This is a genomic window from Gilliamella sp. Gris3-2, from assembly GCF_001690345.1.
GTDB classification, from domain to species: domain Bacteria; phylum Pseudomonadota; class Gammaproteobacteria; order Enterobacterales; family Orbaceae; genus Gilliamella; species Gilliamella bombi.
In genome coordinates, this window is sequence record NZ_LZHB01000008.1 from 18,232 (window position 1) to 42,980 (window position 24,749).

The window sequence follows — 24,749 nt, forward strand, 5'->3', positions numbered from 1 at the left end:
TGAAATGCCTAATCAGGCTCTGTCTAATATTGAATAAATGATTGATTTTTCTTTAAAAGTAAAAAAATTAAATAAAATCAATGCTCTACCTGAACGTTTTTTATGGAAAAGTAGAACCACATATAACCTTTTCTGATTAACATTAATTAATCTTTTAATATCAGCTAAATAGATTATATTTTATTGGTAATATGTAATGTACCTTATTTAGCTGTTGGATAAATAGCCACGACATTTATGTATTATTTTTATTGTCATTTGTTAAAAATTGACAAATTTCTTGTTGTGATTTGAGTGTTCTAATGTTTTGTAAGACTTCTGACGCTTGAACATAGTGCTGTTTTAAGTAAGCAAGCCATTGTTTGATGCGAGCAGAGTGATAAAGCGGTTTAGCATTATCAATAGATGATGTTGCATAGTGAATTAAAATTTCCATCACTTGTTGCCAATTTAATGCTGATTGCTCAGTTCGTATCATATTAGCTAGGTTTGGAATAGTTAAAATACCGCGCCCTAGCATAATGTCATTAGTTTGGCTTTGGCTTATGCAATTTTTTGCATCTGCAATAGAGAAAATTTCACCATTAGCAATAACAGGAATTTTTAAGTGCTGTTTGATTTGGCCTATTGTTTGCCAATCTATTTTTTCGGTTTTATAGCCGTCTTCTTTGGTCCTTCCGTGAATTGCTATTTCATTGGCTCCAGCAAGTTCAATTGCGTTGGCAATTTCGTGACAATGCGATTTATTATCCCAACCTAAGCGAATTTTGACTGATAATTTATTTGTTGTACCTATAGCTTGTCGTACCTGGCTGACAATATTAAATATCTGCTCTGGATATTGTAATAAATAAGCGCCACCGTGGCTGCCAACTACAGTTTTGGCTGGGCAACCAAAATTGATATCTATACCATAAGAACCTAATTCGATAGCTTTAATAGCATTTTCAGCCATCCACTCTGGTGACTGTCCTAAAATTTGGACACGAACTGGCGTGCCAGATTCGGTTTTTCCATTATTGTAAAGTTCAGGACATAGGCGATAGAAAGTCCTATTTGATAATTTGTGATGGGTCACTCTGATAAATTCTGTAACACAATAATCAAATTGGTTAATTTCAGTTAAAAGTTGCCTGACTTGATAATCAAGTACTCCCTCCATAGGAGCTAAAATAATTCGATTAATTTTCATTGAGAAACCTGATTGGTATTACCACTACCACAAACGGGACAATTAGGTTGTTTGGTAAATTTAACTTGGCTAAACTCCATTGTCATTGTATCAATCATTAATACACGACCAATTAATGGTTTTCCATATTGAGTTAACACTTTTATCGCTTCTAAGGCTTGCATGGAACCAAACATTCCAACAAGCGGAGCCATGACGCCGGTCTCAACACAAGTGAGTTGATCTTTACCAAATAAGCGACTTAAACAGTGATAACAGGGTTCATTAGGTTGGTATGTAAATACACTTAATAACCCCTCCATACGGATTGCCGCTCCAGAAACTAACGTTTTTTTTACTTGAAAGCAACAGCGGTTAATTTGCTCTCGTGTCACTAGGTTATCCGTACAGTCTATGACAATATCATGTTGTTTAATAAGTGAAATAAGCTTATTATCATCAAGTCGCTGATTTACTGTTTCAATTAACGTATTGGCATTTATATTGGTTAAGGCCTCTTTTGCCACCTCGACTTTGTATTGATTAATAAAGCTTTCGGTATATAAGATTTGTCGATTTAAGTTGGATTTTGATATGGTGTCAAAATCAACTAACGTTAATTTGCCTAAACCTGATGCCGCTAAATAGAGTGATGCAGCGCAACCAAGTCCGCCTAAACCAATGATCAGTGCTGAACTGTTTTTCAATATTTGCTGTTTATCAATATCGAAATCACGCAATGTGATTTGTCTATCATAACGAAACAATTCTTGATCAGTAAGTTCTAGCATATTGTGCGATTATTATTGTGGTTAATTATGAAGAAGCATTATAACAGAAACTTGGCACAACAATGTGCCAAGCTATTAAGATTATTTGTCAAAGCCAGATAGAAAGGTTAAATATTCCTCTTTGGTCATTAGTGGTTTATATTCTGACATCAGTTTCTGTGCAGGTTTGGCATCATCATAAAGTAAATCAATAATTGTACATGCCATCATTTGTGCAGGGCGGATGTAAGCCATTTCTTCATCAAATACCGTATAATCTTTACCATGTAAAACACCTCGAACTGAACCAATCCATGGGTGGCTAACAGGCATAATGTGAGATAAATCTCCAGTATCCGTACTACCTGTCATATGAGGCGCAATCCAAACATTATCAGCACCAATTAGATCTTGTGCATTACTTTGTAAAAAGTCATTAAGTGTTGGATTGTTTTGCAAAGGTAAATAACCTGGTAGATCTTTAATTTCACACGTTGCCCCAACAGCCATTGCTCCAGCTTTTAATGCTTGATTTATTCGTTCATTGGCATCAATCATGGCAGGCACATTGCCTGCGCGCACATAGCTTTCCATTCTGACATCGCTTGGAACTACATTTACTAAATCACCACCTTGGGTAATAATTGGATGGAATCTAATGTAGTCTTTTTCTTGAAATGTTTCACGAATAGCATGCACCCCCATCATTCCCATCATCGCAGCATTTAAGGCATTGACGCCAGCATGAGGCGCTGCAGCAGCATGTGCTGCCTCACCTTTATATTTAATTAATTTTCCGATAAAACCATTGCTAGTTGTTGATATTTCGATAAAACCATTTTGACGTTCATTAGGTACACTAGTTAAATGTATTTGTAATGCCATATCAATATCGTCAAACTCGCCACGTGAAATTAACTCTGGTTTGCCACCAATATATTTGATTTTACCTTCTTCTATTAAGCGATTTCGATAAGTGATTTCAACATATTCTTCAGCTGGAACAGCAAATGGTACGACATCGCCAGCTAAAAATTGCATAGCCCCTGAATCAATTAATCCCATCGTTACTGCCATCATATTTGCAATTTGAGCATTATGTCCACAGCAGTGCGCAGCACCAGATGTTTCGTCAGCAGCAGGGTGATCTGCACAAATAATAGCATCAAGCTCGCCGATAACGGCAATGCTATATTTACTACCTTTTCCTCCTTTTAGGCGACCTTTTACTCCTGTTATTGCTAATTTATTTTTAAATGGAATACCTAGTTTTTCAAAAGTTTGCTCAACTTTTTGAGCTGTTTTGTGTTCTTTATAACCAAGTTCAGGTTCTACCCAAATTGATTCAGCAATCGCCTTAATATCGGCTTTACGGTTTGCAATTGCACTACAAACCTTTTTTTTAAGTTCTTCTTTTGTCATAAATTAAATCCTAGTGCAAATTAGATAACACCTTCCCAATGCAAGGTGATTTGAGCAATGATTGCTGCCAAAATAAAAGTGCCTGAAAATACCGCTAATGAAACAGGAATAATTCGCCATGAGATACTTTTAAATAATGCTAAATCTTTACCAATAGCCAATCCAGCATAAGCAAGCACTGGGGTACAAACCGCTAATAAAGAAACCTTGTCAGTAAGTGAAACAACTTGTTCATGAAAAGGGAAAATAGGTGATGAAGCCACTGCGGCTACAACTGATACCCATAAAATAACTGGAAATTTGTTTAATACTGGAATTTTGCCAACAAAATAACCAACAATTGATATAACAACTAAAATTGATAACGCTTCTAATGACAGCATAAAATCAATTTTGTAACCTACTGTATTACCAGCAGCCATAATAATGGCAACTAAGATCAGTAAAAATATTGTTTCTAAACTTTTCATTATAGCGCTCCTTCTTTATTACGTCGTAAACGGGAAAAGATGTTATATAAGAAAGAGGCAAACGGTAGTGAAAATAATGTATAAATATAAATACCAACAACACTCGACATTAAGTTTGCTGTTGTTGCATAGGCTTTGATTTCACTAGCCATTTCTGGATAAAGGTCACTTATTGGAGCAAGTGATGCCGCCATCATACTACCACTTCCAACCCCAGCTCCCATGGCTAAAGCATAAGGATGGAGAATATCTAGTTTTGCCATCACACTGGCTAGTATACTCATCCAAATAGCACCATAAAGTGTGCCACAAACATACATCGCCATAACGCCTCGACCTTCAGCGGAATCCAATCCATATTTATCTGCAACAATTGCTATATTCGGTTCGCGAGCAACAGAATAAGTTGCACCTACAGCTTCCCGTTTCATGCCTAATATCATTGCTAGTGGCAAACCCAATAAAATCGTACCAGCAAAATGACCTAATTCCTGAAAAATTAATGCTAACTTAGCATCTTTTAGAATCATATCAATCTTAGGACCGACAGAAACGCCAAGCTTGGCAATAAGTAACATCAAAGTTACAATCATGATGGCGCTGGCATTATTCATATTTTTTAGTTTTAATATTTTTAATTTGGGAATACTTATTACTCCACCGATGATCATGGCGTATAACATCGGATACACGGCGATAATCCAAATAGACTGCTTACCGATAAACTCACATGCCAAAACAACGACTAGTGCAAGTAAATGCACTTTATAATCTCGTAAAACTTTCATTATTACTCCTTAATTTATTTAAAATATTTTTAAAGTATCGTTGCCCCTAATGTATTTTTAAAATGATTTAAAGCCCATTGATGACCGATTGGATCAAAGCTGGCTACTGCCTTTTTATGAATAAATATTTTATACCCTAAATTATAGGCATCTACTGCTGTGTGCAATATGCAAATATCAGTACAAACTCCTGTCAAATGGATTTCACTGATGCATCTTTCGCGTAATCGTAAATCAAGATCTGTCCCACAAAAAGCTGAATAGTGGCGCTTATTTATCCAATAGATATGATTAGTATTTTTATATTTTTGATAAAGGTTATCTAAACTACCAAATAATTGTTGTCCTAAAGTACCAATTATATTATGAGGCGGAAAAAGAGAATATTCAGGGTGAAATCTATCAGAAGGGTCATGAGAATCGATAGCAAAAACGATAAAATTATTATTTTTTATAAATGATTCTGCTAAGTTTAGCATTTCCGCTTCAATTTTTTGACCAGCTAGGCCTGTAGTTAAAGCTCCATTATCAGCAACAAAATCATTTGTATAATCAATTGAAATTAACGCTTTCATATCAAGTGTATAGGCTATTAAATAATATTAAAGCTTATTAATAAATATTTGATATGACAAGTTATTTTCAATAAGTAATTTGATTATGTTTTTTATAAAATTAAGATCTAATTGGTATCTTTTTGAATTTAATTTATTTTATAAAAACTTTTATAAAGTAAATTTATTATTAAAAACTAACTATAAATAAATTAAATGAAAATTATTTTAAATCATGGTCTTTATACCCTGATAAATTGCTCTATAATAATTATCATTATTGCTAATAGTACACAGGATATTTTAATGAGAACAATTTATTGCGGACAACTCAATGCAAGTTATATTAATCAAGAAGTAACATTATGTGGTTGGGTCAATAAACGCCGAGACTTAGGCGGTATGATTTTTATCGATATGCGTGATCGTGAAGGTATTGTACAAGTTTTTTTTGATCCTGATTATCAACAAGCATATCAACTTGCTGGTGAACTTCGTAATGAATTTTGTATCCAAATTAAAGGCAAAGTAAGAGCTCGTCCGGAAGGTCAAATCAATAAAGATATGGCAACCGGAGAGGTTGAAATTTTGGCAACTGAATTGACAATATTTAACCGTAGCGATGTATTGCCTCTTGATTTCAATCAAAACAACAGTGAAGAGCAACGTCTAAAATATCGTTATATTGACTTGCGTCGCCCTGAAATGGCAACGATCTTTAAAACGCGAGCTAAAATTACCGCATTTGTTCGTTCGTTTATGAACGAACATGGTTTTTTAGATATCGAAACGCCAATGTTAACCAAAGCAACTCCTGAGGGCGCACGAGATTACTTGGTTCCAAGTCGAATTCATAAAGGTGAGTTTTATGCGCTGCCACAATCGCCACAATTATTTAAACAATTGCTAATGATGTCAGGATTCGACCGTTATTATCAAATTGTAAAATGTTTTCGCGATGAAGATTTAAGAGCCGATCGTCAACCTGAGTTTACGCAAATCGATGTTGAAACTTCATTTATGACAGCAGAGCAAGTGCGTGATGTTATGGAGAAGATGATTCATGAGCTTTGGTTACATGTGAAAAATGTGGATTTAGGTAAGTTTCCTATTATGACTTTTGCTGAAGCGATGCGTCGCTTTGGAAGTGATAAGCCTGATCTGCGTAATCCGCTTGAAATTATTGATGTGGCTGATTTGGTTAAAGATGTTGATTTTAAAGTGTTTTCAACACCAGCTAACGATCCGAAAGGACGCGTTGCGTTGCTTTGTGTTCCAAACGGTGCACAATTAACACGTAAACAACTTGATGAATATACGCAATTCATTTCAGTTTACGGCGCAAAAGGTATGGCTTGGATTAAAGTTAATGAACGTTGCAAAGGGTTAGAAGGTGTACAAAGCCCAGTTGCTAAATTCTTTAATGAATTGCAAATGGAAGCACTGCTTAATCGTGCCAATGCTAAAGATGGTGATATTTTATTATTTGGTGCCGATAGCTATAAAGTAGTGAGTGATGCGTTAGGGGCATTACGTTTAAAAGTTGGTAAAGATTTAGGTTTAACCGATGAAAGTAAATGGGCGGTACTTTGGGTTATTGATTTCCCGATGTTTGAAGAAACAGATGAAGGTTTAAGTGCTATGCATCATCCATTTACGTCACCAAAAGATTATACACCAGAAGAACTTTTGAATAATCCTGAAAATGCTGTTGCAAATGCTTATGATATGGTAATCAATGGTTATGAGGTTGGTGGTGGATCGGTTCGTATTCACCGTAGCGAAATGCAACAAGCCGTCTTTTCAATTTTAGGTATTAATGAACATGATCAACGTGAGAAATTTGGCTTTTTGCTTGATGCATTAAAATATGGTACACCTCCTCATGCAGGATTGGCATTTGGATTAGATCGATTAAGTATGTTATTAACTGGAACGGATAATATTCGCGATGTAATAGCGTTTCCTAAAACTACAGCAGCAACTTGTTTACTTACTGATGCTCCAAGTCCAGCCAATATTGCAGCATTGACTGAACTTGGTATTGAAGTAAGTAAAAGATAGTGATATTTGATGCGAAAATTCAAAAAACCTGAATCTGTTCTGGTGGTGATTTTCTGCCAGACAACAAACCGTTGCCTTATGTTACAGCGCCAAGACGACCCTTGTTTTTGGCAATCAGTAACAGGTAGTATGGAAAATAATGAGCTACCACGAGAAACAGCAATTCGTGAGGTTTTTGAAGAAACAGGCATTGATATTATAGGGCAAAATCTTGAGTTAATTGATGCAAAGTATTCCGTTGAATTTGAGATTTTCCCGCAATTTAGACATAAATATGCACCAGAAGTTAAGCTAAATAAAGAACATTGGTTTTATCTGCCTATTATTAATGAGATAATACCAGTACTTACTGAGCATTTAGATTATCAATGGTTAACAATTGATGAAGCAATCAATCTTACTTTATCTCCAAATAACAGTAAAGCTATTGGTAATATTCACAATTTGATTAAATCTAATTAAGAGGTTTGAAAATGAAATTAAGCCTATATGCCGTTGCGTTGTCCTGCTTATGTTTTTTTGTACCAACTTGTAATGCCGATATAAATATAAAAAAGTGCCAACCTAATCAAAATGATTATATTATTTTCGATGAGTATGACGTTAAAATATCAGAGAAGATAATTGATTATAAATTACATGATCAACCTGAAAAACGTGAAAATAGTATTATTCAGATATTTGCTAATGAAAATAGTGATGATCGAAATGACTGGATAGCCTCGTTTCTATTTGATGATCAATCTGAACAATTTTTATTTTATCAAGCTGAGCAAGATAAATTTATTGAAATCGATAAAAAACAATTTGATGCCTTATTACCTAAAATAGTTGAGTGTAATCAAAATAAACAAGTACCTATATATAGTGAAAACTTTGATGCAGACTAGTTAAATATCAAAGCTACATTAGTATTAAGTATTAAAAATGATTTTAGGATTTGGTTAACTAAAGACTATTAAGTAACAGGGAGTAGTAATAAATGAATTTTTCAAATTTTAGAGATTTTTTAGATTATCTTGAACAACAAGGTGAATTAAAAAAAATTACTTTTCCTGTTAATCCTTATCTCGAAATGACCGAAATTGCTGATCGTGTTTTACGTAATGGAGGCCCTGCTTTATTATTCGAAAATCCGATTGGTTATGATATGCCTGTTTTATGTAATTTGTTTGGTACCGCTAAACGTGTTGCAATGGGAATGGGGCGTGAAGATACTTCAGCTTTGCGTGAAATTGGTGAGTTATTGGCATTTTTACGTGAACCCGAACCCCCTAAGGGCATACGGCAATTTTTTAATGTATTACCTAAGTATAAACAAGTACTAAATATGCCAGTCAAACATCGTTCTTCAGCACCATGCCAAGAGGTGATTTTTAAGGATGATGAGGTGGATTTGACTCGCTTACCTATTATGCATTGCTGGCCCGATGATGTAGCACCTCTGTTATCATGGGGACTGACTATTACTAAAGGCCCTTATAAAGATCGACAAAATGTGGGCATTTATCGCCTGCAACTTTTAGGAAAAAATAAATTGATCATGCGCTGGCTTTCACATCGTGGTGGTGCACTTGATTTTGCCGAATGGCAACAAGCACATCCAAACGAAAGATTTCCAGTTAGTATTGCTATTGGTGCTGATCCAGCCACCATTTTAGGTGCAGTGACACCAGTGCCAGATACTCTACCTGAATATGCTTTTTCTGGATTATTACGTGGTAGCCGAACAGAGGTAGTCAAATCGTTATCAAATGATTTAGAGGTTCCAGCTAGTGCAGAGATAATTCTTGAAGGTTATATTGATCCTAATGAGTTAGCATCAGAAGGTCCGTATGGTGATCACACAGGTTATTATAATGAAGTTGAGCAATTTTCCGTATTTACCGTAACGCACTTAACTCGCCGCAAAGATGCGATTTATCACTCAACTTATACAGGTAGACCACCAGATGAACCCGCAATTATGGGACTTGCTTTGAATGAAGTTTTTATTCCAATTTTACAAAAGCAGTTCCCTGAAATTGTTGATTTTTATTTACCGCCAGAAGGATGTTCATACCGTATTGCAATTGTTACTATTAAAAAGCAATATCCAGGTCATGCTAAACGAGTTATGATGGGAATTTGGTCGTATTTACGACAATTTATGTATACCAAATTTGTAATTGTCTGTGATGATGATATTAATGCACGTGACTGGAAAGATGTAATGTGGGCTATTTCGACACGTATGGATCCTCATCGGGATACGACTTTTATTGATAATACACCGATCGATTATTTGGACTTTGCTTCACCTGTATCAGGATTAGGCTCTAAAATGGGTTTAGATGCTACCAATAAATGGACAGGTGAAACAAATCGTGAATGGGGAAAGATAATTAAGAAAGATCCAAAAGTCATTGCCCATATTGACGAAATATGGGACGAATTAGGTTTATAGAATTGTATTTTTAGCTAATATTAATTGTATAAATAAAATAGCAACTATAAGAATTAAACAAAACTATTCCCTTTGCTTACAATTATGTATAATTATTTTAGATGTCATAATAATCATAAAAATATGAAAAAATTTCAAATATTATTAGTACTATTGTTATCTATTTCTTATAGTGCAATGGCTACAAATTATAAGACGCAATCAGATGATACTCAATTAAAGCTTAAAGCGTCAGATTCATTGCTCCCTTCTTTACGTTTGTCTGCAGAAAAAGGGAACTCAGAAGCTCAGTACTCATTAGGAAATATTTATAAACAAGGATTAGGTGTTGAGGTTAGTGATGTTCGAGCTTTTTTCTGGTATAAAAAAGCGGCTGAACAAGGGCTTGCCAAAGCACAAAATAATTTAGCATTTATGTACCAAAGTGGTTTAGGTACTGAACCTGATTTAAATAAAGCATTTAAATATTTTAAATTAGCGGCAGATCAAAATTATGCATTAGCTAAATATAATTTAGCTTTAATGTATAAAGAAGGCAATGGAGTAGAAAAAAACATACCGACTGCGATTGATTATTTTACACAGGCTGGTGATGAAGGTATTTATGACGCTTATCTAAATCTTGGTATTATGTATTTTTTTGGTGATGGCGTAAAAGAAGATCGCATGACGGCAGCTGATTGGTTTAGTAAAGCAGCTAAAGATAATATTCCAGAAGCACAATATTATTTGGGGTTAATGTCTGAAAATGGCGATGGTTTAACCCAAGATTATGTGGCAGCTAGCTATTTTTATACACAAGCGGCAGAGCATGGCCATGTATTAGCGATGTACAATTTAGCAATTATGTATGTAACAGGTACAGGAACTAAACCGGACAATACGCAAGCGGCATATTGGTTTACTAAAGCCGCTGAAGCTGGTAACGCTGATGCTCAATATAATATTGGTGTGATGTATGATGTAGGTGGAGGAGTGCCTAAAGACGAGGAAAAAGCCGTTGAATGGTATCTAAAAGCTGCAGAGCAGGGCAGTGTTGATGCTCAATATAATTTAGGTGTTAAATATCTAGAAGGTGAAGGTACGGATAAAGATCAAGAGCGTGCTATTTATTGGTTTACTAAAGCTAGCGAGCAAGGAGATCAAGACGCTAAAGCTTATTTAGAACAATTATTACCAGAAAATTAAAAAAGGCATTAGCCTTTTTTAATTTATCCAGAGTTTCTCATACCCGCTGCGATTCCTGAGATGGTGATCATTAGCCCTTGTTCAACTATAATGTTTTCATTATTATTATCGTTGTTTTTTCGTGAGCGACTTAGTAACTCTACTTGTAATAAGTTTAATGGTTCAATGTAAGTATTACGTAATGCTACCGACTCTGCGATCCAAGGTAAATCAGCCATTAAACTAATATCATCAGTGATAGTTAATACTGTATTGATATCTTGGGTTAGCAAATTTCTTAATTCTTCACCTAATGGCCATAATGCAGGGTCGACTAAACGTTGTTCGTAATATTGGTGAATATTTGGCGCAGATTTTGCGTAAACCATTTCAAGCATACCTAATCGGGCATTAAAGAAAGGCCAATTGTGGTACATCTCTTTAAGAATGTTTTGTCTGCCTTCTCCAATAATAGCTCTTAGTGCACTACCTGCACCGAGCCAAGATGGCACCATTAAACGGTTTTGTGTCCAAGCAAAAATCCAAGGAATAGCTCGTAAACTTTCAATCCCTCCACCTATTCGGCGCTTTTGTGGCCTTGAGCCTAGTGGTAATCTGGCTAATTCAACCTCTGGTGTTACTGCTCTAAAATAATCAACAAATTCAGAACGTTCTCGTACATAACTACGATAACAATTACATGAAATTTCTGACATTTCGTCCATGATACTGCGCCATTCCTGTTTAGGTTCTGGAGGTGGTAATAAGTTGGCTTGTAAAATAGCTGAGGTATAAAGCATAAGACTACTGAGAGCAACCTCTGGCAGGCCGAGTTTAAAGCGGATCATTTCTCCTTGTTCAGTAACTCTAAGTCCTCCTTTTAATGATCCTGGTGGTTGCGAAAGTAGTGCGGCATGAGCTGGTGCGCCCCCTCGACCAATTGATCCTCCTCGTCCATGGAATAACACCAAATTAATATTATATTTTTCAAATAAGTTAACTAATTCCTCTTGTGACCGATATTGTGCCCAAGACGCGGCAAGAGTGCCAGCATCTTTAGCCGAATCAGAATAACCTATCATTACCATCTGTTTACCTTGAATTTTATTATAATACCAAGGTATATCCAATAGTTTTTGCATGACTGATTTAGCATTATTTAAGTCTTCTAGAGTTTCAAATAACGGTACTATGGGAATGTGTTTTTGGCAGTCAACGATTTTTAATAATAGATAAACCGCTAAAATATCAGAAGGTGCTTTAGCCATTGAAATTACATAAGAAGCAATTGATTCTTCGCCTGCTTTTTTTATTACACGACAAGTGTCTAATACTTCTTGAACCATTTGATCTGGTTGCCAACTGTAAGGTAATAACGGTCGATTTGATTTTAACTCCGTTAATAAAAATGCTTGTTTTTCTTCTTCAGACCATTGAGCATAGTTACCTAAGTTAAGTTCTTTGGTTAATGCGTCGAGCGCTTCTGTATGTACTGAACTGTCTTGACGGATATCTAATCTGACTAATTGTAACCCAAAGCTTTTTATACGACGCAGTGTGTCTAACAATGGTCCATGAGCAATTGTTGACATTCCATTGTCAATTAACGATTCATAACATACATAAAGCGGATTCCACAACTGCTCATTTTTAATCAAAATATCGCAAGGCGCTAATATAGGTTCATTATTCAATAAAGCTTCAATATAGTTGTGAGTTTTGATTAAACGTGTTCGTAACTGCTTCATTACAGCTCGATATGGCTCTGAAACGTTTTTGTTTTTTTCATCTAACAGTTCAATGACCGAATTACTGCATTCCGTCATTGAAAGTTCACGAACAAGTATTTGAATATCTGCTAAAAATAACTCAATTGCCTTTAATCTGGCTTGTAACATGACTTTTTCTGTTATTTTTGCTGTGACATTTGGATTACCATCACGATCTCCCCCCATCCATGAGGTGAATTTAATAGGGACATGATCAACCGATAATTGTTCATCAAACGCATCAACTAATTGGTCATTAAGTTCACGTAAAAATAGAGGTACACCATTCCATAAGCTATCTTCAATGACTGAGAATCCCCATTTCGCTTCATCAATTGGAGTAGGGCGTTTTTTACGTATTTCATCAGTATACCAAGCCTGACAAACTAACTGCTTCAAACGTCGCATAATGCGCTCAATTTCGTAGTCAGCTAAATCATCATGGTCCAGTTGTGATAGACAGTTATTTATGGCTGTATAAGTATTAATCATCGTTCGGCGATTGATTTCGGTCGGGTGTGCGGTCAATACTAATTCAATTGACAAATCATTAATTGCTTTTGTAATAGTTTGATTTGAAAAATTAAGGTTTTTTAGTGTGCTAAATAATTCGGTCATTTTTTTAGGACTACTAGAAGCTTCCCCATGGGGTGAAATACCATAATACTCAGCGGCTGTATTGACCAAATTCAAAAACTGATTGAATGCCCGTGCAACATGTAATAAATCGTCATCATTAAGGTTTTCAATTAATTTAAGTAACTCATTATGAGCTTGAGTATCTCCTTGTTGAGCTGATTTTGATAATTGTCTTACCATTTCAACTAAATCAAATGTTTCATTACCGGTAGCACGTTTGATTGCGTTCCCTAGTAAAGTACCTAACATATTGACATTACTTCTCATTGATGAGTATTGGTTATTCATGATTTTCTCGTCTTCGATTTTATTATGCCTAAGCACCTTTAAGCTGTATGAATCAAAATGACAATTTAATGGGATAGGTATAATGTTGATTAATGTGCATAAGTTATACTTTATTACAATTTGATTTTGAATTTAAATAATAAAATTTTATGGTTTTTATTTGTTTTAGTTGTTTTAATTATATCTATCATGAAAAATTAGATTTCGAATGTTTATTCGATATTAGAAATATTCATTAGAAAACTTATTTAACAGGATTATTTTTTATGAATACAGTGGTAAACTGTATCTTGATATCATTTGGGTATATACTAGCTATATTATGAATACACATTGGATTATTTAATGATTGCTGTTTTTTATATCGCGTCGATTATTGCTGTCGTTGCTAGTATAAAAGTAATTAGTAGTTTACGTGTTGATAAAGCAATTTTATATCTTGTTATTTCACTTTTTGCTTCAGCATTAATATTTATTCTACTTAATACATATTATTCAGCTATTTTATATATTTTACTGTTTATTGGTGGATCGGTAACTCTTTTTTTACTTGTCGCTTCAATTTTGAAAATTAAAGATGATAATGTTGAAAACCACAAGCAAGGAATTAGTCCTAAAATCTGGTTAGGTCCACTTGTCTTAGCATTTGTATTATTAGTCGCCCTAATTTATAGTGTAGTAAGTACTGACTATTCAGAACTGAAAGAGTCTCATGAATTAATGCATGAAATGTCTAAATATGCATACATTTTGATAGCTGAATTGGCACTGTTTTTACTATTGGGCGCAGTTGTGATTGCTTATCATTTTATGCATCGGCTTATGTTGGAGAAATAATATGATTCCACTCATACATAGTCTTATTCTTGCTTCTATTTTATTTGTGATTGGTTTGTTAGGAATAATGATTCGACGCCATTTCTATTTTTTATTACTTAGCCTTATTATTATGAATAATGGGGTTATAGTTGCGTTGTTTGCAGCAAGTAGCTATTGGCAACAATCTGATGGGCAAGTACTTGCTATATTAGCAGTAATAACTGCCTTAGCCGAAGTTTGTGTCGGTCTTGCATTGATGATAAAACTATTTTACCGTCGAAAAACATTTAATATTGACTCATTGAGTGAAATGAAAGGATGAATTTACTTTATTTAACTATTATTGTTCCCTTATTTTCTTTTTTAGTATTGGTGAGCTTGGGAAGACATATCAGATCAATTAATGTGATAATTATTGGTATTACTACTATGCTGATAATAGCATTAATTACTGTATTTTCTTGTATCGATTTTAGTTCAAATACAGTACCTGATATGACCTTAGTTTATACTCGACCACTGTGGAATTGGTTTTCGGTAGGTGACTTTTCAGTACCTATTTCCTTAACCTTGGATGGATTATCATTAACCTTTTTAGCGTTGATTTCATTTTTTGGTTTTTGGGTCTATCTTTTTGCAGCTTGTGATTTAACTTCAAAAAAAGATATTTACACCTTTTATGCTTACAGTAATTTATTAATTGCTAGCATATTAACTATAATATTGGTCAATAATTTGTTTGTTATGCTAATGGGTTGGGAAGGTTTGAGTATAAGTGCATACTTGCTCATTGGTATTTACTATAAACAGCCTCGTAATGGTTATGCTGCAGTTAGAGCATTTGTGATTATGCATTTAACTGATATTTTTCTAATTATTGGTATATTTTTACTGTATCAAACTCTAGAAACATTAAATATCCGTGACGTTTTGACGCAAGCACATGATAATTTGGCTGTTGATTCTGATATCATATTTTGGATTACTCTAATGCTATTCCTTGGGGCAATGGGCAAGTCGGCACTATTTCCTATGCATTCATGGTTTGCTGAAACAACATTAGCTCCAATGCCTGCGATGGCTTTATTGCAATCTTCAACAGTAATTTTAGCTGGTGTCTATTTAGTTTTAAGACTTAGTGATTTGTTTATGATGTCGAGCGATGTTCTTGTTATTATAGCAATGATTTCATCATTGACTATATTATTTGCTAGCACCATTGCATTAGTGCAGTATGATATTAAACGAATTGTTACATATATTAATTTAACGCAAATTAGCTATTTATTTTATGCTTTTTCAACAAAAAGTTGGAGTTTATCTCTTAATTGCTTAATTAATTATGTCGTAACAAGCACATTGCTAATTTTAGCTTCATCTATTTTAATTAAGAAATGTCAAGGTGAACGAGATATCAGTAAACTAGGTGGTTTACTTAAAACGTTTCCGATGTTATATGCGATATTTTTGTTAATCATGCTATCACTTAGTGCTATGCCTTGGGTTTCATCATCATTTTATATTAAAGGCGATATCATATTGGGTTTAATGACTCAAGATAAATTGATATTAGGAACCATTGGTTTGTTTGGTATTTTACTTTCTAGTTTAGGTATTTGGCGCTTAATTTCAATGGTTTTTTATCGTAAACAAAAACAGTATGATTTTACTAAAACCAAGTGGTTAAGTTATTTACCAATTTTCATCTTATTAATATTTACTACAGCTTTATTTATCTACTTCCCATTACCAACTCAAGGTATTATTCCGATAGCTGAGTTAGATACTAATGGGCAGTTACCTTTTCAACTACTTCTAGTAGCTGTGACTGGATTGAGTTTTTTGATTGCTTATATTTTATATGCTCATCCAAATAGCGAAGTACAAGAAATTCTAAATACGCCAATGGTTAAATTCCTTTTACGTTTATGTAATAGTGATTGGCATTATGATTATTTATTGCATACTTTATTTGTTAAACCTTATGTCTATTTAGCCCGTTTTTTGAAAAAAGATCCACTAGCTTTTTGGGATAATTGGATAATGAGGGGAATCAAAAAAGTAAACGCGTTCACCGTTGATCTAGAAAATGGGCAAATTCGGTGGTATATGGTTTCGATGGTTATAGGTAGTATTTTCATATTAATGCTACTGATTTTTATTTAATAAAGGTGTAATCATTCATGTTATTATGGCTCGTTTTTTTACCTATAATAGGCGGATTTATTGGTTGGTTATGCCATGTATGTTTACAAAGAGGCGTTGTTTCAGCCAATGTACAAATGCGTTGGTCAAAATTACCAATAATTGTAGCTTTTATTACTATTTTTCTTACATTATTGATGTCGATATTATTATGGATAGATGCTATAAATATATTAAATCAAGGGGGAAATTGGGTAAAAGAAGTTAATCTAGAATGGATCCCTCTATTAGGAATTCGTTTTCATCTTGTCTTAGATGGTTTATCTATGGTTGTTATTACCTCAACCTTATTTATTGTATTATTGACTATTATCTATTCTAGTAAAGAAAGCTTAAACAATCTTGGTCTATTTTACTTATGTCTATTATTTATGACATCGGCAATCATGATGTTATTTGTAATCACTGACTTATTTTTAATGTTTTTCTTTTGGGAAGCTGTAGCAATCCCCATCTATTTTTTAATCTCCTTATGGGGACGACGAGATTCAAGTTCGCAATTGCGTTTTAATGGTGCAAGTAAATTCCTGATTTATACTCAAGTGAGCAGTTTACTTATGCTAATTTCGATAGTTTCATTAGCTTTGATTAACTGGAATTTAACAGGACATTGGACGTTTGATTATCAAGAATTAACCAAAACGCCAATTTCAAGTTATACTGAATTTTTAATTATGCTTGGATTTTTAGCTGCTTTTATCGTTCGTATACCATTTGTTCCATTTCATGGTTGGTTTATTGAAGCCCATATTGAATCTTCAACAACTGGCTCAATGATGATTAGTGGATTATTACTTAACACAGCTGCATTTGGCTTATTGCGTTTTGTTATACCATTATTTCCTAATGCATCAATCATTATTATGCCGTTAATGTTAGCATTTGCACTACTTACGGTTGTTTATGCTGCTTTACTTGCTTTTAACCAAACTGATATTAAAAAGCTAATAGCTTATATTCATATTGCTTTAATGGGATTTGTAACTGCAATAATCTATAGTGGTTCTGTTCTTGCTTATCAAGGTGTGGTTATTCAAATGATAGCCATCAATTTGGCAATCGTCGGTATGTTTATAATTAGTGGATTATTAGTTGAATGTTATTCAACGCGAAATATAAATCAATTTGTTGGGCTTAAAGAAAGAGTGCCTTATTTATCTTCTTTTACTTTGTTTTTTATATTGGCAGTGTTAGGCATTCCTGGTACGGCTAATTTTATTGGGAATTATATGATGTTGCTTGGTAGTTATAATGCTTTTTCCTATTATACAATTTTACTAGTAATTGGTTTATTATTACTGTCCATTTCATTTATTGTACGTATACAGCCAATTTTTTATGGTGTAGTTGATAAAGGAGCTGCAACAAAATGCCGGCTTAGTAAGAAAGATCTTTTATTATTATCAAGTATTTTAAGTGTACTTATTTTTATCGGTTTATATCCTCAAGTAGTTTTAGATATGTCTTATTCTGTCGTGAATCAAACACAGCAATACATAACCATAGAGCGGGTAGGGGAGTAATAAACTATGATAGCTTTATCTCCCATTTTTGTATTAAGTCTAGCCATCATCGTTTTTTTATCTTTACTATTTGCTTTTAAGCTAAGTACCAAAGGATGTGCTATTTTAACGGTATGCGGATTAACCTGTGCTTTAATTTGCTCTGTGATGGTTGGATATAAAATTTCTTTTAGTACTCAAGCTATTACTGATATCAGCAGTGATAATATGCAAATATCAGCATCGATTTCAGAGCCAGCTAAAGAACAAATCCGATCGAGTGAAGAAACTATTGCAATTGATACGGTGTCTACAGAAACGACCGAATCATCTAATGAAGATGAAACTTTAAATATTGATAGTAATACCGAAGATAATAGCATTGACAATAAAAATATCGATACTAATTCTAATTTTAGGGATAATTCGAATATTGATGATGAGTCAACAGACGAGTGGAAAGCACACCATATCACAGCTCTTTTTACTTGTGATGGCTATGGGCTACTTTACACCAGTTTGATTTTAATGATATCTATTTCAGTTGCATGTTTTGCTTATCGCTGGTTTAAACAAGAACAGAATCATCATGGATTATTTTATTTAATTTTACTTTTCATGGCATTAGGTGGTGTAACACTTGTTTACGCAAGCCATTTAATTGCATTTTTTATTGGGATCGAACTATTATCTATTCCATTTGTTGGATTAATTGGTTATCAATATACGCAGACTCATTCATTGGAAGCCGCAGTTAAATACATGATTTTATCTGCTATCGCCAGCGTGTTTTTATTAATGGGGATTGCTTTTTATTATGCAACTACTGGAGAACTTACTTTTAGTGGTTTAAGTTATCAACTCTCAACAATGTCTTATCCAAGTCTATTATTACTGATAGGTGTGTGCTTAATGCTAGTCGGCATCGGTTTTAAATTATCTCTTGTACCATTTCAACTTTGGTTACCAGATGTTTATCAAGGTGCACCAACAATAGTCGCCTTATTGTTATCAACAGTCGGAAAAGTTGCAATTTTTTGTGCTATCGCAAGACTTTTTTTATTGGCACCTATTGTTAACAATGAAACTATTCGTATTATTTTAGTTATTATGGCGTTTTGCTCTATTCTGTGGGGTAACTTATTGGCGCTAATGCAAAGTAGTTTAAAGCGACTATTAGCTTATTCATCGATAGCACATTTTGGATATTTATTAACGGCATTAATAGCTGTGCAATATCAAGTATTAGCATTAGAAACTATTGGTGTTTATCTAATTGGATATATTTTAGCTAATATCTGTATTTTAGGTGCGATCAGTTTAGATTCACACTCTGATGAACTTCAAGATCATGAAAACGAAATTGACCTATCAGGACTATTTTGGCGAAGGCCAATTCTAGCATTAGCCATGGGAGTTGGACTTTTATCTTTAGCAGGAACTCCCTTAACTGCGGGATTTGTTGGGCGATTTTTATTAGTGTTATTAGGTGTAACTGCCGAATTATGGTGGCTAGTCGCAGCCGTTGTTATTGGCAGTGCATTAGGCCTTTACTTCTATGCTCGCTTAATTATCAACCTTTATATAAGACCAGTTTGTCGTGATGATCTAATATCAAGCAAATCTTCAATTAAATTAAAATGGACTGATATTAGAATAAGTGAATTAATCATTGTGTTATGTGCTTTATTGACGATGCTTTGTGGAATATACCCTAAATGGCTATTTAATTTAGTCAGTATGGCGCAATATTTGACCACCTAATTACCATTTATCTGCCACATCGTTTTATTGGCGGAATTATATCAGCCTAGGTAGCATTGAATGCTTCGTTTTTATACTAGAACGCATAGTTACCTGAAACTTTTTGACAAGAAATAGTTAATAATAGCTTAATTTATTATGTTATAATTCCGACCTTTAAAATTTATTTTAATCAAGAGGACCAATATGGAATTTTTAATCTCTAATGCTTATGCAGCTGATGGTAACCAGCCAGGTGGTGATTATATTCTGCCAATTATGTTAGTTGTATTTGGCTTATTTTTCTATTTTATGATTATGCGACCTCAGCAAAAACGTGCCAAAGCTCATCGTGATCTAATGGCTTCTATTTCAAAAGGTGATGAAGTGTTAACTAATGGTGGACTTATTGGTCGTGTATCAAAAGTTAACGAAAATGGTTACATTGCGTTAGAATTAAATGATACGACTGAAGTTGTGATCAAACGTGACTTTATTACATCAGTCTTACCAAAAGGGACAATGAAATCATTATAATAGAAATAGTATTTATTCGCTATTATTGTTCATTGTATTAATTACCTAATACCACAAGAGAATATGTCGTGTTAAACCGTTATCCTTTGTGGAAGTACATTATGTTGGTCGTCGTAATTTGCCTCGGCCTTCTTTATGCACTTCCAAATATTTATGGTGAAGATCCTGCTATACAAATTTCAGGATCAGATACTGCTGAAATTAACGTTGCTACGCAAGATAAAATCAAAAAACTTTTAACTGATAATCATATCGAACCAAAATCACTGGTTTACGAAAATAAGTCCATTTTAATTCGTCTTGGTGATAACGATACACAGCTTAAAGCAAAAGAAATTATATCCGAAGCATTAGGTGAGCAGTATATCGTTGCATTAAATTTAGCACCAGCAACACCAACTTGGCTTACGGTGTTAGGTGCAGAACCAATGAAGCTTGGTCTCGATTTACGCGGTGGTGTTCACTTTTTAATGGAAGTTGATATGACAACCGCATTAAGTAAACTCACCGAACAATCTATTGAAAACATAAAAACCGAATTTACTAATAGCAAATTAAATTATAAAACGATCAGTAAAGATAGTAATCAGCAAATTTTAATACAATTTGACAATACTGAAGATCGCAATAAAGCTATCACTAAGATCAACGGTATACAAGATTTCAAAGTTGTTTCTCAAAGAGATAATGCTATTGTAATTAATGTTAGTGAACAACGGTTACAACAAGCCAAAAATGATGCTGTACAACAAAACACTACAATTTTACGAAATCGTGTTAATCAGTTGGGTGTAGCTGAACCAATTGTTCAACGCCAAGGAGCAGATCGTATAGTTGTTGAATTACCTGGTATACAAGACACAGCATTAGCTAAACGCATTTTGGGAGCAACAGCAACACTTGAATTTAGACAAGTTAATGAAGAAAGCTCTCCTAACTTGCCAGCTATCTTAAAGGGTGATATGCGTGTTCCTTATGGCTCAGAAATTAAATATATGGAGAACGGCCGCCCAGTATTACTTTATAAGCGTATTGTATTAACAGGGGATCATATAACTGATTCTTCATATCGTACTAATCAATATGGCCAACCCGAAGTTGCAATTACTCTTGATGGCTCGGGGGGTAAAAGAATGTTTGATTTTACCCAAAAAAATCTTCATAAAGCGATGGCAACATTGTTTGTTGAATACAAAGACACTGGTAAACGTGATGAAAACGATAAACCAATTCTTGAAAAACAAGAGCGTGTTATCAATGTAGCAACGATTCAAGGTATTTTCAGTGACCGTTTTCAGGTAACGGGTATTGGTAATATTGATGAAGCTAAAAATTTATCATTATTATTACGTGCAGGAGCTTTAATTGCTCCGATTCAAATCATTGAAGAGCGCACTGTTGGACCATCAATGGGGCAAGAAAATATAACTCAAGGGTTAGAATCTTGCGCATGGGGTTTAGCGATTTCAGTCATCTTTATGTTAGTGATGTATCGTCTGTTTGGCGTATTTGCTAGCCTTGCGTTAGTTGCTAACTTAATTTTAATTGTTGGTGCAATGTCTTTACTTCCTGGGGCAACGCTAAGCATGCCAGGTATTGCGGGTATTGTGTTAACCGTTGGCATGGCTGTTGATGCCAACGTACTGATTAATGAAAGAATAAAAGAAGAACTTAGCAATGGACGCAGTGTTCAGCATGCAATTAATGAAGGGTATGCTGGTGCTTGGAGCAGTATTTTTGACGCCAACCTAACAACATTAATTACAGCTGTTATTCTTTATGCTGTTGGTACAGGCTCAATTAAAGGCTTTGCCATTACATTAGGCATCGGTATTGTAACATCAATGTTTACATCGATTGTTGGTACTCGCGCATTAGCCAATCTTATTTATGGCGGACGCCGTGTTAATAAGTTATCAATTTAGAGGTTTATTGTGGTTATTAATAAAAAAGAAAATCATGATGTTAGAGATTTAAATCATGGTCGCAGAGTCCTCGACTTTTTAAAATTTGGCTTTATTGCTTTTGTTATTTCAATGTTATTGGTAGTTGCATCGTTTGTGGTTATTTTTGTTAAAGGATTTAATCTAGGACAAGACTTCACTGGCGGTACGACAGTAGAACTCACAGTAACAAAAGTGGTTAACCTTGATGACCTTCGTAACAGTTTACGCGACGCTGGCTATCATGAGCCGATAGTACAATATTATGGTAGCAGTAAAGATATCATTATTCGATTACCTTCAGCTAAACAAGAAGATGGCAGTACGTCATCTGCTATTGATAATGCACTAGGTACAAAAATTTCCAATTTAATACATAAAGATATTGATGCCGATGCTCAAATCAAACGTATTGAATTTGTAGGACCAACAGTAGGCTCTGAACTTGCCCAAGATGGTATTTTGGCAATCTGCGCCGCATTAGTGTGTATTTTAATCTATATTGCCTTTCGTTTTGAATGGCGATTTGGTACTGGTGCCGTTGTTGCCTTAGCGCATGATGTTATCATCACCGCAGGTTATCTATCGTTATTTGAACGAGAACTAGATTTAACTATCATTGCTGCAATGTTATCGATAATTGGTTATTCGCTCAATGATACCATTGTAGTTTTCGACCGAATTCGTGAGAATTTTAGAAAGATTCGACGAGCAGAGCCTTATGATGTTATCAACATCTCGTTAACACAAACATTGCACCGTACTTTGATGACATCAGGAACAACCCTTGCAGTAGTCATCATTTTGTATATCTTTGGCGGTTCAATGTTAAAAGGTTTCTCTGAAACATTAGGCGTTGGTATTGTGCTTGGTACAATCTCATCAATTTATGTGGCTGCGTATATGTCACTCAAATTAGGCGTAAAACGTGAACACTTTATGCCACCAAAAATTGAAGCTGAAGGTGCAGATCAACCTTCAATATTGCGTTAATTATGTGAACTCTGCCATTAATTGGCAGAGTTTTATTAGACTGTTTTTCAAACAAATAGTACCAAACTAATTGACACTTATCGTTTAGTTGCATATTATTAGCCACAGTTTTATCCCTTTCATTTGGGGCCATAGCTCAGCTGGGAGAGCGCAACGCTGGCAGCGTTGAGGTCAGGGGTTCGATCCCCCTTGGCTCCACCAATTCAATATTCTGTAAGATCCTTTAAAACCCATTAAAATACAAAAAATCAGCGAATCTTTTACTAGCAGGATATAAACAAAATTTTTAGTTATATTATTGTGTTATTGGGCGGTATCAATGAAAAACGAAATTGATTTAATAAATAAAAAAATCAATTAATTATTGAATATCTCCAAATATTAAACTCAATTCTATTAAAAGTGCACAATCAATTTTGTATATATAAATATAGTGCAATGATGACATCTACTAAGTGATACTTTTGTGCATAATCTAATAGTGATAGGATATAAAAAGTTAAATAAACAAAAGGTATAAAATCGTGACTTATAAACCTACCCAAGCGCCAAACAAATGTGAGAATATGAACCACATTCGTGCCGAAATAGATCAGATTGACCATTCCATAATTAAATTGCTTGCTACACGCTTTGAATACGTCAAAGCTGCCAGTAAGTTCAAGAAAAATACCACTGACGTACAAGCCAAAGAACGTTTTGACAGTATGCTAGAGCAACGAAAACAATGGTCGAATGAATTAGGACTTAATGGCGAAATCATCAAAGATCTATATGCAAATCTAGTACGATATTTTATCGATGAAGAATTGAAATATTTCAAAAACAAAGAAAATAAAAACAGAGATTTCATTAAAAATATTTAGATAAGATATTGATTTTATGTTATCTTTAAAGATATGAATGATCTCATAAGAAGTAGGTGACATGGCTTATGCAACTAAACAGCAGTTATTAGATGAAATAAACAAAACGGCCAAGTTGTTTATTGATGAGTTTACAGTTTTGTCTGAATCACAAAAAGACACCTTAGTGGAGGGTGTTGATCGTACTCCAGCACAAATGATTGCTTATCAACTAGGTTGGCTTAATTTGGTGAAATCTTGGGATGATGATGAGCTTGCTGGTCAAACACCTGAATTACCGGCCCCTGGATACAAATGGAATCAATTGGGTAATTTGTATCGGCAATTTTATAAAACATATCAATACCTATCATTACAGGCATTAATTCAAGCATTTAATCAGCAAATCACCATTTGGAATGATTGGATTCAATCTTTGAACGAAGACACTTTGTTTATAAAAGATAGCCGTAATTGGACTAAACCTTATCCTGAATCTTGGACTGTTGCTCGATTTATCCATATCAATTCTGTGGCGCCTTTTAAATCGTTTAGAGCAAAAATAAGAAAGTGGAAAAAGCTAAATGCATCAGTTTAAAATTATATTCAATATA

Annotated in this window: 22 protein-coding genes and 1 tRNA gene; 16 read left to right on the forward strand and 7 right to left on the reverse strand. The window is 34.2% G+C overall.

The annotated features are described in order from the left end of the window. Nucleotides 1-235: 235 nt before the first annotated feature. The 6 genes from dusC to A9G32_RS01600 all read right to left on the reverse strand — a co-directional run bounded on the left by dusC (nucleotide 236) and on the right by A9G32_RS01600 (nucleotide 5,196). On the reverse strand, nucleotides 236-1,192 hold the full coding sequence (dusC, locus tag A9G32_RS01575; RefSeq protein ID WP_065590294.1) for a tRNA dihydrouridine(16) synthase DusC: 957 nt from the start codon (nucleotides 1,190-1,192) through the stop codon (nucleotides 236-238). Continuing rightward, nucleotides 1,189-1,962 (reverse strand): molybdopterin-synthase adenylyltransferase MoeB, encoded by a 774-nt coding sequence (locus tag A9G32_RS01580; protein ID WP_065590295.1) that lies wholly within the window; start codon nucleotides 1,960-1,962, stop codon nucleotides 1,189-1,191. The genes dusC and A9G32_RS01580 overlap by 4 nt, the downstream gene beginning before the upstream one ends. A gap of 81 nt (nucleotides 1,963-2,043) precedes the next feature. Next, nucleotides 2,044-3,363, reverse strand: a complete 1,320-nt coding sequence (locus A9G32_RS01585; RefSeq protein WP_065590296.1) for an amidohydrolase — start codon at nucleotides 3,361-3,363, stop codon at nucleotides 2,044-2,046. A 20-nt stretch (nucleotides 3,364-3,383) separates the two neighbouring features. After that, a complete protein-coding gene (locus tag A9G32_RS01590; protein WP_065560819.1) occupies nucleotides 3,384-3,833 on the reverse strand; it encodes a hypothetical protein in 450 nt (149 codons plus the stop codon). Next, the gene (locus tag A9G32_RS01595; RefSeq protein ID WP_065590297.1) at nucleotides 3,833-4,621 is read right to left on the reverse strand and encodes a DUF3100 domain-containing protein; all 789 of its coding nucleotides are present in this window, start codon (nucleotides 4,619-4,621) and stop codon (nucleotides 3,833-3,835) included. Before A9G32_RS01595 ends, A9G32_RS01590 begins: the two co-directional genes overlap by 1 nt. A 29-nt stretch (nucleotides 4,622-4,650) precedes the next feature. Then, nucleotides 4,651-5,196 carry a cysteine hydrolase family protein gene (locus tag A9G32_RS01600; RefSeq protein WP_065590298.1) on the reverse strand — a complete coding sequence of 182 codons (546 nt, stop codon included), beginning with the start codon at nucleotides 5,194-5,196 and terminating at the stop codon, nucleotides 4,651-4,653. A 285-nt stretch (nucleotides 5,197-5,481) separates the two neighbouring features. Here A9G32_RS01600 and aspS point away from each other — a divergent pair, with 285 nt between their 5' ends. From aspS to A9G32_RS01625, 5 genes are all read left to right on the forward strand, one after another. Next, nucleotides 5,482-7,239, forward strand: coding sequence for an aspartate--tRNA ligase (aspS, locus tag A9G32_RS01605; protein ID WP_065590299.1), 1,758 nt, complete (start codon nucleotides 5,482-5,484; stop codon nucleotides 7,237-7,239). A gap of 9 nt (nucleotides 7,240-7,248) precedes the next feature. Then, a complete protein-coding gene (nudB, locus tag A9G32_RS01610) occupies nucleotides 7,249-7,701 on the forward strand; it encodes a dihydroneopterin triphosphate diphosphatase (protein ID WP_065590300.1) in 453 nt (150 codons plus the stop codon). Nucleotides 7,702-7,712: 11 nt separating this feature from the next. Then, nucleotides 7,713-8,129, forward strand: a complete 417-nt coding sequence (locus A9G32_RS01615; RefSeq protein WP_065590301.1) for a hypothetical protein — start codon at nucleotides 7,713-7,715, stop codon at nucleotides 8,127-8,129. Nucleotides 8,130-8,221: 92 nt separating this feature from the next. Then, nucleotides 8,222-9,685 carry a 4-hydroxy-3-polyprenylbenzoate decarboxylase gene (gene ubiD, locus A9G32_RS01620; RefSeq protein ID WP_065590302.1) on the forward strand — a complete coding sequence of 488 codons (1,464 nt, stop codon included), beginning with the start codon at nucleotides 8,222-8,224 and terminating at the stop codon, nucleotides 9,683-9,685. A 123-nt stretch (nucleotides 9,686-9,808) separates the two neighbouring features. Beyond that, nucleotides 9,809-10,873, forward strand: a complete 1,065-nt coding sequence (locus tag A9G32_RS01625; protein ID WP_065590303.1) for an SEL1-like repeat protein — start codon at nucleotides 9,809-9,811, stop codon at nucleotides 10,871-10,873. A gap of 23 nt (nucleotides 10,874-10,896) precedes the next feature. On the opposite strand, the gene ppc is transcribed toward A9G32_RS01625, so the two are convergent. After that, nucleotides 10,897-13,548, reverse strand: a complete 2,652-nt coding sequence (ppc, locus tag A9G32_RS01630) for a phosphoenolpyruvate carboxylase (protein ID WP_065590304.1) — start codon at nucleotides 13,546-13,548, stop codon at nucleotides 10,897-10,899. Nucleotides 13,549-13,893: 345 nt separating this feature from the next. Between ppc and A9G32_RS01635 the strand changes: the two genes are divergently transcribed. From A9G32_RS01635 to A9G32_RS01685, 11 genes are all read left to right on the forward strand, one after another. Beyond that, nucleotides 13,894-14,385 (forward strand): NADH-quinone oxidoreductase subunit J family protein, encoded by a 492-nt coding sequence (locus tag A9G32_RS01635; protein WP_034912407.1) that lies wholly within the window; start codon nucleotides 13,894-13,896, stop codon nucleotides 14,383-14,385. A 1-nt stretch (nucleotide 14,386) separates the two neighbouring features. After that, nucleotides 14,387-14,689, forward strand: a complete 303-nt coding sequence (gene nuoK / locus A9G32_RS01640) for an NADH-quinone oxidoreductase subunit NuoK (RefSeq protein ID WP_034912410.1) — start codon at nucleotides 14,387-14,389, stop codon at nucleotides 14,687-14,689. Nucleotides 14,690-14,796: 107 nt separating this feature from the next. Beyond that, nucleotides 14,797-16,533: an NADH-quinone oxidoreductase subunit 5 family protein gene (locus A9G32_RS01645; protein WP_176701299.1), complete on the forward strand. Its 1,737-nt coding sequence runs from the start codon at nucleotides 14,797-14,799 to the stop codon at nucleotides 16,531-16,533. A gap of 17 nt (nucleotides 16,534-16,550) precedes the next feature. Continuing rightward, a complete protein-coding gene (locus A9G32_RS01650; protein WP_065590306.1) occupies nucleotides 16,551-18,095 on the forward strand; it encodes a complex I subunit 4 family protein in 1,545 nt (514 codons plus the stop codon). A 6-nt stretch (nucleotides 18,096-18,101) separates the two neighbouring features. Then, nucleotides 18,102-19,838 (forward strand): NADH-quinone oxidoreductase subunit N, encoded by a 1,737-nt coding sequence (locus tag A9G32_RS01655; protein WP_065590307.1) that lies wholly within the window; start codon nucleotides 18,102-18,104, stop codon nucleotides 19,836-19,838. Nucleotides 19,839-20,024: 186 nt separating this feature from the next. Then, on the forward strand, nucleotides 20,025-20,354 hold the full coding sequence (gene yajC / locus A9G32_RS01660) for a preprotein translocase subunit YajC (RefSeq protein WP_065590308.1): 330 nt from the start codon (nucleotides 20,025-20,027) through the stop codon (nucleotides 20,352-20,354). 68 nt (nucleotides 20,355-20,422) lie between these two features. Then, nucleotides 20,423-22,279, forward strand: a complete 1,857-nt coding sequence (gene secD / locus A9G32_RS01665) for a protein translocase subunit SecD (protein WP_081296705.1) — start codon at nucleotides 20,423-20,425, stop codon at nucleotides 22,277-22,279. A 15-nt stretch (nucleotides 22,280-22,294) separates the two neighbouring features. Continuing rightward, nucleotides 22,295-23,290, forward strand: a complete 996-nt coding sequence (secF, locus tag A9G32_RS01670) for a protein translocase subunit SecF (RefSeq protein WP_065590368.1) — start codon at nucleotides 22,295-22,297, stop codon at nucleotides 23,288-23,290. 125 nt (nucleotides 23,291-23,415) lie between these two features. After that, nucleotides 23,416-23,491: transfer RNA gene (locus A9G32_RS01675), tRNA-Ala, on the forward strand. 323 nt (nucleotides 23,492-23,814) lie between these two features. Continuing rightward, entirely contained in the window at nucleotides 23,815-24,156 is a 342-nt protein-coding gene (locus tag A9G32_RS01680) for a chorismate mutase (RefSeq protein WP_202983932.1), read from the forward strand. Nucleotides 24,157-24,217: 61 nt separating this feature from the next. After that, a complete protein-coding gene (locus tag A9G32_RS01685) occupies nucleotides 24,218-24,733 on the forward strand; it encodes a ClbS/DfsB family four-helix bundle protein (RefSeq protein ID WP_065590310.1) in 516 nt (171 codons plus the stop codon). Nucleotides 24,734-24,749: the final 16 nt, after the last annotated feature.